The sequence below is a fragment of the Xenorhabdus cabanillasii genome (genome assembly GCF_003386665.1).
Lineage (GTDB): Bacteria > Pseudomonadota > Gammaproteobacteria > Enterobacterales > Enterobacteriaceae > Xenorhabdus > Xenorhabdus cabanillasii.
This window is the reverse complement of the sequence record NZ_QTUB01000001.1, coordinates 3,127,740-3,142,507: the sequence shown is the minus strand read 5'-3', so window position 1 is coordinate 3,142,507 and position 14,768 is coordinate 3,127,740. Positions and strand designations below refer to the sequence as shown.

At 37.8% G+C, this 14,768-nt stretch carries 10 protein-coding genes, 1 tRNA gene and 1 pseudogene; 6 read left to right on the top strand and 6 right to left on the bottom strand.

Annotation, left to right across the window (positions count from 1 at the left end; all coding sequences use genetic code 11):
* Window positions 1-130: 130 nt before the first annotated feature.
* The gene (locus BDD26_RS14560) at window positions 131-1,762 is read right to left on the bottom strand and encodes an ABC transporter substrate-binding protein (protein ID WP_115826926.1); all 1,632 of its coding nucleotides are present in this window, start codon (window positions 1,760-1,762) and stop codon (window positions 131-133) included.
* An 844-nt stretch (window positions 1,763-2,606) separates the two neighbouring features.
* Between BDD26_RS14560 and adhE the strand changes: the two are divergent.
* Window positions 2,607-4,578: pseudogene (gene adhE, locus BDD26_RS14555) on the top strand (bifunctional acetaldehyde-CoA/alcohol dehydrogenase); the annotation flags it as partial.
* Between the two features lie 104 nt (window positions 4,579-4,682).
* Here adhE and BDD26_RS14550 read toward each other — a convergent pair.
* A complete protein-coding gene (locus BDD26_RS14550) occupies window positions 4,683-5,288 on the bottom strand; it encodes a thymidine kinase (protein WP_038270160.1) in 606 nt (201 codons plus the stop codon).
* Window positions 5,289-5,933: 645 nt separating this feature from the next.
* Between BDD26_RS14550 and hns the strand changes: the two genes are divergently transcribed.
* Entirely contained in the window at window positions 5,934-6,335 is a 402-nt protein-coding gene (gene hns / locus BDD26_RS14545; protein WP_038270161.1) for a histone-like nucleoid-structuring protein H-NS, read from the top strand.
* A gap of 251 nt (window positions 6,336-6,586) precedes the next feature.
* Here the strand turns inward: hns and BDD26_RS14540 are convergent, their stop codons facing one another.
* Genes BDD26_RS14540 through galU form a run of 3 tightly spaced genes read right to left on the bottom strand, consistent with a single transcriptional unit; the run spans window position 6,587 to window position 9,828 of the window.
* On the bottom strand, window positions 6,587-7,597 hold the full coding sequence (locus BDD26_RS14540) for an NAD-dependent epimerase (RefSeq protein WP_038270162.1): 1,011 nt from the start codon (window positions 7,595-7,597) through the stop codon (window positions 6,587-6,589).
* A gap of 8 nt (window positions 7,598-7,605) precedes the next feature.
* Window positions 7,606-8,949: a UDP-glucose dehydrogenase family protein gene (locus tag BDD26_RS14535; protein ID WP_115826925.1), complete on the bottom strand. Its 1,344-nt coding sequence runs from the start codon at window positions 8,947-8,949 to the stop codon at window positions 7,606-7,608.
* Window positions 8,950-8,973: 24 nt separating this feature from the next.
* A complete protein-coding gene (gene galU, locus BDD26_RS14530) occupies window positions 8,974-9,828 on the bottom strand; it encodes a UTP--glucose-1-phosphate uridylyltransferase GalU (RefSeq protein WP_244922745.1) in 855 nt (284 codons plus the stop codon).
* A gap of 521 nt (window positions 9,829-10,349) precedes the next feature.
* On the opposite strand from galU, the gene BDD26_RS14525 reads away from it, so the two are divergent.
* The 3 genes from BDD26_RS14525 (at window position 10,350) to BDD26_RS14515 (ending at window position 12,005) form a co-directional block, all read left to right on the top strand.
* The gene (locus BDD26_RS14525) at window positions 10,350-10,811 is read left to right on the top strand and encodes a YchJ family protein (RefSeq protein WP_038270169.1); all 462 of its coding nucleotides are present in this window, start codon (window positions 10,350-10,352) and stop codon (window positions 10,809-10,811) included.
* Between the two features lie 69 nt (window positions 10,812-10,880).
* On the top strand, window positions 10,881-11,729 hold the full coding sequence (purU, locus tag BDD26_RS14520) for a formyltetrahydrofolate deformylase (protein ID WP_038270172.1): 849 nt from the start codon (window positions 10,881-10,883) through the stop codon (window positions 11,727-11,729).
* A gap of 191 nt (window positions 11,730-11,920) precedes the next feature.
* Window positions 11,921-12,005, top strand: a tRNA-Tyr gene (locus BDD26_RS14515).
* A gap of 361 nt (window positions 12,006-12,366) precedes the next feature.
* On the opposite strand, the gene BDD26_RS14510 is transcribed toward BDD26_RS14515, so the two are convergent.
* Window positions 12,367-13,230 (bottom strand): helix-turn-helix domain-containing protein, encoded by an 864-nt coding sequence (locus tag BDD26_RS14510; RefSeq protein WP_038270174.1) that lies wholly within the window; start codon window positions 13,228-13,230, stop codon window positions 12,367-12,369.
* Between the two features lie 649 nt (window positions 13,231-13,879).
* On the opposite strand from BDD26_RS14510, the gene xthA reads away from it, so the two are divergent.
* Window positions 13,880-14,686 carry an exodeoxyribonuclease III gene (gene xthA / locus BDD26_RS14505; protein ID WP_115826923.1) on the top strand — a complete coding sequence of 269 codons (807 nt, stop codon included), beginning with the start codon at window positions 13,880-13,882 and terminating at the stop codon, window positions 14,684-14,686.
* Window positions 14,687-14,768: the final 82 nt, after the last annotated feature.

Genomic DNA, 14,768 nt, shown 5'->3' with positions numbered 1-14,768 from the left:
TACTCCTATGTGATTCATCAGGCTCTTATAAAAGCTGCCCTGTTTTCAGGGTTAATTATTTTCTCAATCCCAAAGGAACTGCTTTATTTATATTTACAGTAATCAAACTCCTTTAATAACAGTCAGTTATCTATTTTTTGATATATAAGTTCTTAAGATCAACGTAATCTAAAGGATCTTTTCCTGTCATTCCTCCGACCGTTGGGCGAATCAGACGCGTAGAAACCCTGTAATACACAGGGATCAACCCCGAATCAGCATCAAGCTGAGCCTCTGCCAACTGATAAAATTCTTTGCGTGTTTTTTCGTCTTTCCCTGTCAGAGCCTGCTTAAGATAATTATCAAAGGCAGCATTCTGGTAGAACGCCGTATTATTACTGCTGTCCGACAATAGATAATTTAAGAAGGATGAAGGCTCGTTATAATCGCCACACCATGTCGCTCTCGCCACGTCATAATTTCCCTGGTGGCGATTTTGCAGTGAGGTTTTCCATTCCTGATTTTGTAATGTGACTTTCGCGCCAATGTTTTTCTGCCACATGGACGCAGCGGCAATAGCCTGTTGTTTGTTCTGCTCTGAGGTGTTATAGAGTAAAGTAAATTTGAGCGGATTGCTGGCATCAAAGCCGGCTTCTTTTAATAACTCTCTTGCCCGTTGATTGCGCTGTTCTTGTGTCCAATTCGCCCATTCTGGATTAATCGTAAGACCACCGCCAATAAAAGTAGGAGTGAAACCGTATGCCGGAATTTGCCCCTGTCCCATAATCCTTTGAGTGATAATATCTCTGTCAAGACTCAGTTTAATGGCTTCACGCACTCGTTTATCTTTAAATAATGGTTTTTGATTATTAATTTCGTAATAAAACGTACAGAGATAAGGTGAAACTTGCACTTGCTCAGGAATATCCCGTTTCATTTTTTGATACAATTCTGGTGGAATAGCATTGTTGGTAATATCTACTTCCCCACTGCGGTAACGGTTAACATCACTGATACCTGAGACGATAGGTAAGAAAGTTCCTTTTTCGATAATAGATTCTTTATCATTCCAATATTGCGAATTACGCACTAAAACGATTCGTTCATTAATGACCCAATCCTTTAATACATAAGCTCCATTGCCGATAAAGTTTTCTGGTGACGTCCACTTAATATCAAACTTCTCCACAATATCTTGCCGGACGGGTTTCAGCGGTGTGTGGCTCAACATATTAATAAGGTAAGGAACAGGACGACTTAATGTCACTTGAAAACGGCGCTCATCAAGTGCTTTAACACCCAGTTGATCAGGCGATTTTTTTCCTTTTAAGATATCATCTGCGTTCAGTACATAGGTATATTGCAAATAACTGGTATAAGGCGATCCTACTTTTGGATCAGAGAGACGACGCCAGCTATAAACAAAATCCTGTGCCGTAACTGGCTTACCATCACTCCACTTGGCATTGTCACGTAGATAAAATGTCCATACCTGATAATCATCAGTTTTCCATTTTTCTGCTACACCCGGCACAATTTCACCGTTTGGCCCGGTGCTTACCAATCCTTCAAGTAAATTACGAATAATGTTGGTTTCCGGGCCACCTTCAACTTTATGAGGATCCAGTGATGTAACCTCAACACCATTATTAATAGTAACTTCTTGCTTCTCTGCCAACACTACACCTGCGGGAACCTGCGCAGCAATTCCTTGCGTCATAGGAAACGATAATAAAACGATAGAGGAAATCAACTGACTCAACTTTGACGGTGTTTTTCTCATTATTATTCTCCAGGTGATAAACAACGAATTACTTTTATTAAATAAGAACAATTTATATGTTCAGCATTCAATCTATACAAGGTTTGTTATGATATTTTTTATAATATGTTTATTAAGCCGTTAAAGTAATTATTTATTCTTACATAGAATACGTTCACAAAAATAACAATAACATACTGATAAAAATGATTTTTATTTATTTTTATCTATTGGATCACCTAAAGGTTCCAATAAAAAAGAAAATAAACATTATTTTAACAAAATGCAATCATCACAGATTAAAAGCCCATCTTCATCACAAAATGGTGGAACAAGACATCAATTATGATCCGCTATAGCAAGCAATATAATGTGGAAAAAAACAGTATTTTTTGGAGAGGAGAGTAAATTATCAAATAAAATATAAAAAGTAAGCTTTTAACCAGATACGAAAATGTTTTTATCGACTAGCTATACTCTTTATTAGTTGTCTATTAATTATTTTTCACTTATTTCTTCTAAAAAAATATTATCAAAATTTATTTAACAAAATATTCCATAAAAATTAAATAAATATTTAAAAACAACCCTAATAATTTTTTGATATCTAATAATAAAATCTATCTACTGAATGGTGTCAGCTTGCTGCTTTCATGATCTAAATCACTATTTAAAAACCAGTCAATGATAAGCTTTACTCAAATAGAAACTCTCAGAAGAAAACACATACTTAACACTTATTTATATGAATTTATAGAGTTTTTTAAGGTGATTAGCGGTATTCATAACAGTATTTTACTGATAAAGCTCACAACATGAATTTGGCTTTATATACCCTGTGGATTTCAAGATGCATCGCGACGGCGATGTCAAACGCGCAGTGGCCTCTATTTTAATGTCCAAAACGTTTGATAATGGTGTGATTTGTGCTTCTGAGCAATCCGTTATTGTGGTTGATCATGTTTATAAACAAGTCCGTGAACGCTTCTTAAATCATGGTGGCTATATCCTGCAAGGAAAAGAACTTAAAGCTGTTCAAAATATTATCCTGAAAAATGACAATCTGAATGCTGCTATTGTCGGTCAGCCAGCAACCAAAATTGCAAAAATGGCCGGGATCTCTGTTCCTGAAAATACCAGAATTCTTATCGGCGAAGTTACATTAGCAGATAAGAAAGAACCATTCGCCCATGAAAAATTATCACCACTGCTCGCCATGTACCGGAGTAAAAACTTTGAAGATGCTGTTGAAAAGGCAGAAAAACTCGTTGAAATGGGCGGTATTGGTCACACTTCTTCTCTCTATATTGATCAGGATAATCAAGCAGCCCGCATTAAATATTTCGGTGATAAAATGAAAACGGCGCGTATTTTGATTAATACTCCTGCATCTCAGGGGGGAATAGGCGATCTTTATAACTTTAAACTGTCCCCTTCTCTGACGCTAGGATGTGGCTCCTGGGGAGGAAATTCTATTTCAGAAAACGTCGGGCCAAAACACTTGATTAATACAAAAACTGTCGCTAAAAGAGCCGAAAATATGCTGTGGCATAAAATCCCCAAATCTATCTACTTCCGACGTGGTTCTCTGCCTGTCGCTCTGGAAGAAATTGCGACAGACGGAGTAAAACGCGCCTTTATCGTGACAGACTCCTTCTTATTTAATAACGGCTATGCTGATCGAGTTATCAAGGTATTGAAAACTCATAATGTAGAAACCGAAGTGTTTTTTGAAGTTGAAGCAGACCCTACCTTAAGTGTTGTCCGTAAGGGTGCTGAACAGATGCATCTGTTTAAACCTGACGTTATTATTGCGCTTGGTGGTGGCTCACCGATGGATGCAGCAAAGATCATGTGGGTTATGTATGAACACCCGGAAACTCACTTTGAAGAACTGGCATTACGTTTTATGGATATCCGTAAGCGCATTTATAAGTTCCCGAAAATAGGCAGTAAAGCAAAAAATGGTAGCCATCACAACTAGTTCCGGGACGGGCTCAGAAGTCACACCTTTTGCTGTTGTGACTGACGACATAACAGGACAAAAATATCCATTAGCAGACTATGCGTTAACTCCCGATATGGCTATCGTTGATGCAAATCTTGTCATGGATATGCCGAAATCACTATGTGCTTTTGGTGGACTAGACGCCGTAACTCATGCGTTGGAAGCCTATGTTTCTGTTTTAGCCAATGAGTACTCGGATGGTCAGGCACTACAAGCCCTGAAGCTGCTCAAAGATTTTCTGCCAGCCAGCTATCAACAGGGAGCACAAAATCCGGTTGCCCGCGAACGAGTTCATAATGCAGCAACTATTGCAGGGATCGCTTTTGCCAATGCCTTCTTAGGCGTCTGCCACTCTATGGCTCATAAGCTTGGCTCCGAATTCCACATTCCACATGGACTAGCGAATGCTCTGCTTATCTGTAACGTTATTCGCTATAACGCCAATGATAACCCCACTAAACAAACGGCATTCAGCCAATATGATCGTCCCCAGGCAAGACGTCGTTATGCCGAAATTGCAGAACACCTGGGATTAAGTAGTGCAGGTGATCGCGCTACAACCAAAATTGAAAAACTCCTTACATGGTTAGAAGAATTAAAATCTCAGCTAAATATTCCAACCTCAATTCGTGAAGCTGGAGTTCAGGAAAGCGAGTTCTTGGCAAAAATAGATAAACTGGCAGAGGATGCCTTTGACGATCAATGTACCGGTGCTAATCCTCGTTATCCGTTAATTACTGAATTGAAGCAATTAATGTTGGATTCCTTTTATGGCCGTAAATTCATAGAGCCTGCCTTATCTAAGGAGGAAAAAAATAATAAGAAATAATAATAAATGATAAACCAATGTGATTTAAAAGGCATCAGGTGTATCCGATGCCTTTTTATTAATTCATTTGTTCTAACTTAATCATAATACTCATACAAAAGGCATTATGTCCGCTCAGCTTTTTTAGCCTTAGCATCACGAATGACATCAGAATAGTGCCTGCGACACACTGAGACATATTTTTCATTGCCTCCAATATCAACCTGCGCACCATCATGAACAACGTTGCCGTCGCTGCCAAAACGCAGTACATGGCTGGCTTTTCTTCCACAATGACAAATTGTTTTCAGTTCAACTAATTTATCCGACCAAGCGAGAAGATATTGGCTACCACTAAATAACTCTCCCTGAAAATCTGTCCTTAAACCATAACAAAGAACAGGGATATCATCGTAATCAACAATTTCACAAAGCTGTTTGACGTGTTCTTTTGTTAAAAATTGGCATTCATCAATCAAAACACAATGAATCTTTTCTACTTTGTTTTCACGTCTGATAAGTTCAGCGATATTAGTTACCGGTGAAAACAACAAAGCATCTGCGGATAAACCAATACGGGAACCCACCTTCCCTTTTTCAAATCGGGTATCGATTTCTGCTGTGAAAATCAACGTCCTCATTCCTCTTTCGTTATAGTTATAAGAAGACTGTAATAAGGAAGTTGATTTTCCTGCATTCATAGCAGAATAATAAAAATAAAGCTGAGCCATTGGCCCGTCCGTCCTCTTGTCAAATTTAACCAAGCGATATATCACCGCAAGTTTACCACAATTCCAACTTAAAGTTATCCTTTGTTATTGACCAAATGAGCACAGGAGAAAAAATCAGAACGAATATGAAATGAATAATTTCATGATAATTGTCACATTTGCGCATATAAAATCAGCACCACAAGTACTTATTGCATGACAAATGAACAAATTTAACATTAGAAAGAAATAGCTATTTTTTATTCCATTCTTTGCATATTAATAATCAGAGTGGTTTACTTTTATGCAATTTACTTCGCCATAATCATAACCAATAGATTACCCATAAAAAAAATTTCATTACTCCTTTGGATATCAACTTATTTTGGGATGAACAGTTAACATCTCTTACGGATTGACTATAAATTAGTTTTATATGTTCGAGTTTATCCCCGCTCAGCTTTGAGTAATCTACGTCTAACCGTTATCGAGAAATGATAAATCCAATAGTAGAATTAAAACACAATATATCGATTATCAAAAAAATTGCATTTTAAAATGGGATGTTTTAGCCTGAGAAAGTAAATTCACTATTGCAGAAAATAAAATAGCATTCTATTATTATCCATACATCAGCCATCATCATTATAATTTGAGACCAGGACAATGAGCGAAAATTTAAAATCCTTAAATAACATCCGTACTTTGCGCGCGCAAGCAAGAGAATGTGAACTTAGCACTTTAGAAGAAATGCTGGAAAAACTTACGATTGTTGTTGAAGAACGTCGTGAAGAAGAAAGCCAAGCTCGTGCTCAAATAGAAGAACGTACACGTAAGCTTCAAGAATACCGTGAAATGTTGGAAAAAGACGGTATTGAATTAAGCGATTTAGTAGACGCTTTAAGTGGTAAAACTACTGGTAAATCTAAACGTGCTGCACGCCCAGCTAAATATTCATACATTGACAATGGTGAAACTAAAACCTGGACTGGACAAGGCCGTACTCCAGCAGTAATCAAGAAAGCAATTGAAGAAGAAGGCAAGTCACTGGAAGATTTTCTGATCTAATCAGTTATTTTGCAAACTAATAACAAAAATACCCTGTCAAGGGTATTTTTGTTTTATGGTTAATATATCTAACTAAGTTAATTACGGGCTGATGTATAAGCACCACGGGTTATATTAACGGTTTAAACTCCCTTATTATTCCCCAACGTGAAAAAAAGAATTTAACATCAACTTAGTTTTTTATTAACACAGAGTTAAAAAAGGAGCTAACAGCTCCTTTTTTTATTACTATTCTAATACTCAGTCTAATGTTAAGGCTGCTGGTAAAAATCCAAATACCAATCAACAAACCGTTTCACACCTTCTTTCACTGGAGTATTGGGTGAAAAACCTATCTTCTCGTAGAGCGCGCTAGAATCAGCACAAGTGGACAGTACATCACCATCCTGAATATCCATAAAGTTTTTCTTTGCCTTTATACCTAATGACGATTCAATTGCTTCAATAAAATCACCCAATTTTGTCGGATGACCATTACCAATATTGTAAATACGATATGGTGCAGAGCTGGCAGATATCTGCCCCTCTTCAACTGACCAGTCTTTATCAGAGGTGGGAATAATGGTTTGTAATCTGATTATAGACTCGACAATATCATCAATATATGTGAAATCCCTTACCATATTACCATGGTTATAAACATCGATAGTCCTCCCCTCCAACATGGCTTTAGTAAACTTAAATAAGGCCATATCAGGACGCCCCCACGGGCCATATACTGTAAAAAACCGTAAACCTGTGGTCGGTATTTGATAAAGATGTGAGTAGCTGTGAGACATTAATTCATCAGCTTTTTTGGTAGCGGCATATAAAGAAACAGGATGATCAACCGAATCATCAGTAGAGAATGGCTGTTTTTTATTTAATCCATATACCGAACTTGAAGACGCATATAATAAATGTTCAACGTGATTGTGACGACATCCTTCAAGAATATTGATATGACCAACGATATTGGCATCAATATATGCCATTGGGTTCTGTATTGAATAACGAACACCCGGCTGGGCCCCCAAATGGATAACTCGTTGAAATTGATGTTTAGAAAACAACTCCGAAATTGCAACTCTATCAGCCAGATCTAATTTTTCAAATTTAAACCCCGGATGAGGGAGTAATAAATTTAATCTTGCCTGCTTCAAATTAACATCATAATAATTATTGATGTTATCGATGCCGACAACTTCATACCCCATACTTAATAACCGCTGGCTAACATGAAAACCAATAAAACCAGCAGAGCCTGTAACTAAAAATTTCATATCACAACTCAAATGACTGGATTAATAGAGGCACCACGACCAATGCCATAGTATGTAAATCCTCTGGATTGCAGACGTTCAGGATCATAAAGATTACGTCCATCAAAAATAACCGGAGTTTTGAGTGAATTTTTTATAACATCAAAATCAGGTGCCCTAAAGTTTTGCCATTCTGTACAAATAATCAAAGCATCTGCACCTTTTAATGCAGCTTCTTTTGTACCCATCAGCGCAAGATCATCCCGCTGTCCATAAATACGCTGAGCTTCCTGCATAGCTTCTGGATCATAAGCTTGTATTTTGGCACCACTTTCCCATAATACTTCCATCAATACACGGCTTGATGCTTCTCGCATATCATCTGTATTAGGCTTAAATGATAATCCCCATATCGCAAATGTCTTGCCAGATAGATCTTCACCAAAGTGACGCTTAACAAAAACAGGTAATTTCCTTTTTTGTTTTTCGTTAACCTGCTCTACTGCCTGTAAAATCCTGGGCGTATATCCGATTTGTTCAGAAGTGCGAATCAATGCCTGCACATCTTTGGGAAAACATGAACCGCCATATCCACACCCCGGATAAATAAAGTGATACCCAATACGTGAATCAGAACCAATACCTTGACGCACATGCTCAATATCTGCCCCCAACATTTCTGCCAGGTTAGCAATTTCATTCATAAAACTAATTTTGGTTGCTAACATGCAATTAGCGGCATATTTTGTTAGCTCCGCACTGCGAATATCCATAACAATCATACGATCATGATTACGATTAAACGGCTCATACAGCTCTCTCATCACATCAATCACGCTGTCGTTATCACAGCCAATGATAATGCGTTCAGGACGCATACAATCAGCAACTGCGGCCCCTTCCTTCAAAAATTCAGGATTGGAAACAACATCATATGGAATATTAGCTCCACGTTCAGCCAAAGCTGCTTGCATGACAGCGTTGACTTTATCCGCAGTTCCTACAGGAACAGTTGATTTATCAACTACCACTTTGTAGTTATCCATATTCTCTGCAATGGTCCGGGCTACAGCAGTGACATATTGCAGATCAGCAGAGCCATCTTCATCAGGAGGTGTTCCTACGGCGATAAACTGTAATTTGCCATGTGCGACGCCAGCTTTAGCATCCGTTGTAAAGTTCAGACGCCCTTCGGTATAATTTTTTTTAACCAGGGATTCCAGTCCCGGTTCAAAAATGGGGATCTGGCCATTTTTCAGGTTTTCAACTTTTCTTGTATCAACATCAACACAAAGTACATCATGCCCGACTTCGGCAAACACGGTTGCCTGGACCAAGCCAACGTAGCCAATACCAAATACAGTAACTTTCATTTCACATCCTAAATTACTAATAGATTATTTTTCAATCTGAGTTTGTAAGGTTATAATCCAGTCTCTGAATGATTCTCCCAACTGCTTATGCTTCATGCCATATTCAACAAACGCCTGCATATAACCCAATTTATTACCACAATCATGACTGCGGCCTTTTAAGTGATATGCCTCAACAGGCTCTTTTTCCATCAACATGGCAATAGCATCGGTAAGCTGAATTTCATCCCCTGCTCCTGGCGCTGTTTTTGCCAGTAATGGCCAGATTTTCTCAGATAATACATAGCGACCGACAATGGAAAGGTTTGAAGGGGCTTCTTCTGGTTTGGGCTTTTCAACAACACGGGCAATTGGTTTACTGTCACCTGGTTGCAGGTTTTCTCCAAAGCAATCAACAATCCCATAATCAGAAACATTCTCAACAGGAACCGGTTCAACCAGTATTTGACTTGTTCCGCTATCATTAAAACGTGATAACATTTCGCTCAAATTGTATTCCGATAAATCTGTACTGTACTCATCCAAAATGACATCCGGCAGAATAACAGCAAATGGTTCATCGCCAATAAGTGGCTTAGCACATAACACCGCATGCCCCAATCCTTTAGCGATCCCCTGACGGGTCTGCATGATCGTCACATGATTAGGACAAATCGATTGAACTTCGTCCAAAAGCTGACGCTTCACTCTTTTTTCAAGAATTGCCTCTAGCTCGAAGCTAGTATCAAAATGGTTTTCTATAGAGTTTTTGGATGAATGTGTAACCAGAATAATTTCATTAATGCCTGCTTTAATACATTCATTGACAACGTATTGAATAAGTGGCTTATCAACCAGAGGCAGCATTTCTTTAGGAATAGCTTTAGTGGCTGGTAACATCCTGGTTCCCAAACCAGCAACAGGGATTACAGCTTTTTTTTACTTTTTTATTTATTACTGACATTACATAGTCTCCCGCGGCTATGTTATAGCTGAAAAACTCCTTTTGCAGCTTAAACGATAGCACCAACTCTCTAAAAAATCGTATGTGTGAAAAATTGTATATGTGAAAAAAGTCACATACCTAAAAAATAGTGCGCCAGAGTATACCAGCTAACACAGCCAGATATACAGTGAATAAAAATTTAATTATGGTTTCCATACTACGATATTTGCATAACTGATATATACACTCTGAATACACCTTTATATCAAATAGCTGTTAAATGAATTTTCTGAAGCATAAAGGGTATTGATAATAGAGTATTCTCACTAAACATTGCAGCTACAGCCTGTATTCAGGTATTATTGACGGTAATCTAATCAATCATAACTATTTATACGATTATATATTTTACGCTTACATATCCTTACAATATCAGCCATATTAACAACAACCTTTTTAATCAACCGGAGTTATTTTGACAAAAGTATGTCACTGTGGCAGCGGCTCACCTTTCGCACATTGCTGCGGCCCTTATATTGATAATCACTACCCTGCTCCAGATGCCGAATCTCTGATGCGTTCCAGATATAGCGCTTATGTGACGGAGAATGTCGATTATCTGATTGCAACCTGGCATCCTGATTGTAAGGCAGAAACCTGGCGTTCAGAAATAGAACAAAGCTTTGTTGGTGTACAGTGGCTAGGGTTGAATGTGATCGACACAAATAAAGGGCAACATAATAACGAAGCCTACGTCGAATTTTCAGCTTGCTTTATTGAGCAGGAAAAGCAATATAGACAATTGATACATGAGCGTTCTCGTTTTTTGCGTATTGACCAACATTGGTTCTATATAGATGGTGTTCGCCCCGAAACAGGACGCAATGATCCTTGCCCATGTGGTTCGGGCAAAAAATATAAAAAATGCTGTAGTTAAATCAATATTTAAATATTTTAAACACAACCATTCACACACAGTGAAAAACATTTGAGGATCACGTTATCCATGCAAAACGCAATTATACAAAAAAAAATCTTGCGTACAATTTGTCCTGATTCCAAAGGATTAATCGCGAAGATCACAAATATTTGTTACAAGCATCAATTGAATATTGTACAAAATAGTGAGTTTGTCGATCATCTCACTGGTCGTTTCTTCATGCGTACAGAGCTGGAAGGTATCTTTAATGATGAAATATTTCTGACCGACCTGGATGATGCTCTTCCTGTTGGTTCAAGCCGTGAATTGAATACAGCAGGTCGTCGTCGTATTGTTATCATGGTGACAAAAGAAGCCCACTGTATCGGTGATATATTAGTAAAAAGTGCTTATGAAGGATTGGATGTGGAAATAGCCGCTGTTATTGGCAACTATACCACCTTGCAGCCATTAGTTGAGCAGTTTGATATTCCTTTCCATCATATCAGCCATGAAGGTTTGAGCCGGGAACAGCACGATGAAGCGTTAATGGCGCAGATAGATCAATATAACCCCGACTATGTTGTACTCGCCAAGTACATGCGTGTCTTAACACCGGCATTCGTTCAGCATTACCCAAATCAAATTATTAATATTCACCACTCATTCTTACCAGCATTTATAGGAGCCCGTCCTTATCACCAGGCTTATGAACGTGGGGTCAAAATCATTGGAGCCACTGCACATTATGTCAATGATAACTTAGATGAAGGCCCTATCATCACTCAGGATGTGATTAACGTGGATCATAGTTATACTGCTGAAGAGATGATGCGGGCAGGACGAGATGTCGAGAAAAATGTGCTAAGTAAAGCATTGCACTCGGTTTTTTCTCAACGTGTGTTTGTGTATGGTAACCGCACTATTATTCTGTGATAAGTTAAGGGTATTTTTGTTAGATAACAGAGTGATTATTCTGATAACAAAATACCCTAATGGAATGATATTCGAACACAAAGTTTAAAAAAACATCGTTCGAGACTTAATTTTTAAATAACTACTTTACAGCGGCGGTTGATTTGATATTATGCCGTCCGCTGACAACGACAGCGTGCAATTCAAAATCTGGTGGGGTTCCCGAGCGGCCAAAGGGAGCAGACTGTAAATCTGCCGTCACAGACTTCGAAGGTTCGAATCCTTCCCCCACCACCATCTAGCTATATCACCTCACCTTAGTTTATTCCTGAATAAAAACTATTTATACATACCCAAAGCAAGGACAAAGACCTTCGACCAAAATTTGGATTGAAAATTGAACATAGTGAAGTGATATTACGCACAGCACGTTAGCCGGAAGTGAAAGATAAGCAATGGCGCATCATCCTTCCCCCACCGTAACCTAAGGTATATTCCATTATTTGCATTTACTGTTAAAGCTAACAGATATACTGCCTGGGGGAAGAACAATCTAATTTACTCAATGAGCAAATGAATATCGTAAAATTAACGTGTTCACCGGACACCAATAGCGGAGCTCTGGAAGATCTGCAATTTGCTCCGCTTATCCAATCGGTTACTCCATATCACTAACGGAGTCGATAAAACGATTTAACACGCTTGAGTGGGATTTAGATTTATAAACGTAACACTGATTAACTGCATCAGCTCGTGATATTGGAATAAAGCCTAGGCTTTTTCCTTCCTCCAACGCACCAGAACGGGCATCTGTAATAAAAATATAATCTTTGGATTGAATGAAATTAAGACAGCACTCCATATTGTCCATTTGTCTTATATTAACTTTCTCTCCGTTCTTTATCATATCCTCTTCCAAATTCTTTATAAAATCGCTTTTATAGAGAACTGGATCACACAACCACGTTTTCTTTTTCAATAATTGAGTTAAATCACCATTGGCTTCATCTATTAACTCTTGACGGCAGCAAATACCTAAATTCTGCCCTTCAATTTTACGAACCAGACTGAATCTATCACTGAGTATTTTTTCTGAGCTTAAAATTATCGTATTGCCCTCATAGTCAACTATTTCATCAATGTTATCATAACTAAAGCGTAATATATTAACTTGAGCATTATTTCTGTCTGCTGCTTTATAAAGTGAAATCAGATGTCTGTCTTTCCCCCAATCATAGTAGATATTGACACTGTTACAAATAGTTCCGCTAAAGTGTTTCTTTGTAATTTCCTTTTCTTTCAAATAAAGTTCTTTTAGGTCATTATATAGTTCCACTCCGTCTTTAGTCAGTATCATCCCAAACTTCTCCCTTTTAAATAAGCGCTTTCCTAACGTCGCCTCAAAGTCTTTAATTGATTTAGCGACTGGGGGAGTCGTACGGTTCATCACTCTTGCCGCTTTGCTTAAAGAACCCATTTCCACCACCGCCATGAATGCTTCTAATTTACGAGAAAAAAACATAATTCACCGTTCCTATGTAACTTGTGGCTAAAATAATTTCCTTGAAATGGCCTTCTCATCAGGTAACCGCTAAATCAAACTTGATATTGTGAAGGTATAATTTTGTACAATAAAAATAGCTATTTTTCAAATGGCATTTATATGTAATGCCAGCCCCTGATGCAAAAATGCGGTTCAGATGAACTATATTATTCACCTGTATCATGATGAATATTCCATCGTGAATGTAAACCATTAATAAATATAAACATGGTCTACAAGTTCAATTTTCTATCAGAGATTGATTAACTCTTCTACTTTTTCATTAATTATTTTTTGTAATGCGTGACACAGAATAAATTTCAAGAATAAAAAAACTCACCTAAAAGCATAGTATCAGGTGTTGAATATAACAGAGAATGATTAATTAAATAATTATTTATCCATTAATTCATTATGTACTCATCATGTGTTTTTTATTATTTATCACTATTACATACTCTAAATTTGAGTAATAAGCGCATTATAATCAATATGACATTACATATAAGAGTAAAATAGTGAAATATCAAGCTAACCTACTTAAAATTATTATTTAATAAATGGTTACATCCTTTTTTATATCTGTTAAGATTAAAAAGATAAATATTCTATAGGTGATTATAACGGTATGAAATTTGTATCATTCAATATTAATGGCCTGCGGGCACGCCCTCATCAACTTACTGCGATTGTTGAACAACATCGGCCTGACGTGATTGGATTACAAGAAACAAAAGTTCATGATGAAATGTTCCCTTTAGAAGAAGTTAGTAAACTTGGTTACAATGTCTTCTATCACGGTCAAAAATCCCATTACGGTGTGGCCCTGCTGACACGCCAGAAGCCAATTAAAGTTCAGAAAGGTTTTCCTACGGATGAGGATGATGCACAGCGTCGTATTATCATGGCAGATATTGAAACACCTCTAGGCTCATTGACTGTAATTAATGGTTACTTTCCACAAGGTGAAAGCCGCGATCATCCGGTCAAATTTCCTGCAAAAGCAAAATTCTACCAAGATTTACAAACCTATCTGGAAAGAAAGCAATCCCCAGAATCCAATATTCTTATTATGGGAGATATGAATATCAGTCCGACTGATCTTGATATTGGGATCGGTGAAAATAACCAAAAACGCTGGTTGAAAACCGGAAAATGCTCTTTCTTACCGGAAGAAAGAGAGTGGATGGAACGCCTTAAAAGTTGGGGGCTGGTCGATACGTTTCGGGCACATCATCCTGAGATCAATGATCAATTCTCCTGGTTTGATTATCGCTCTAAAGGGTTTGACGATAACCGGGGGCTTCGTATTGATTTGTTACTTGCCAGCCGTCCATTAGCGGAAAAATGCCTTTCTGCTGGTATAGATTATGGTATCCGTAGCATGGAAAAACCATCTGATCACGCTCCTGTTTGGGCTGAATTTAAAATTTGATGCTCAAAATAGTAAAATCCAGCACCGCCAATTTCAGTGCTGGATTTTTCTTACGGTGTTTTTAATTGTATCGTTTTGACCT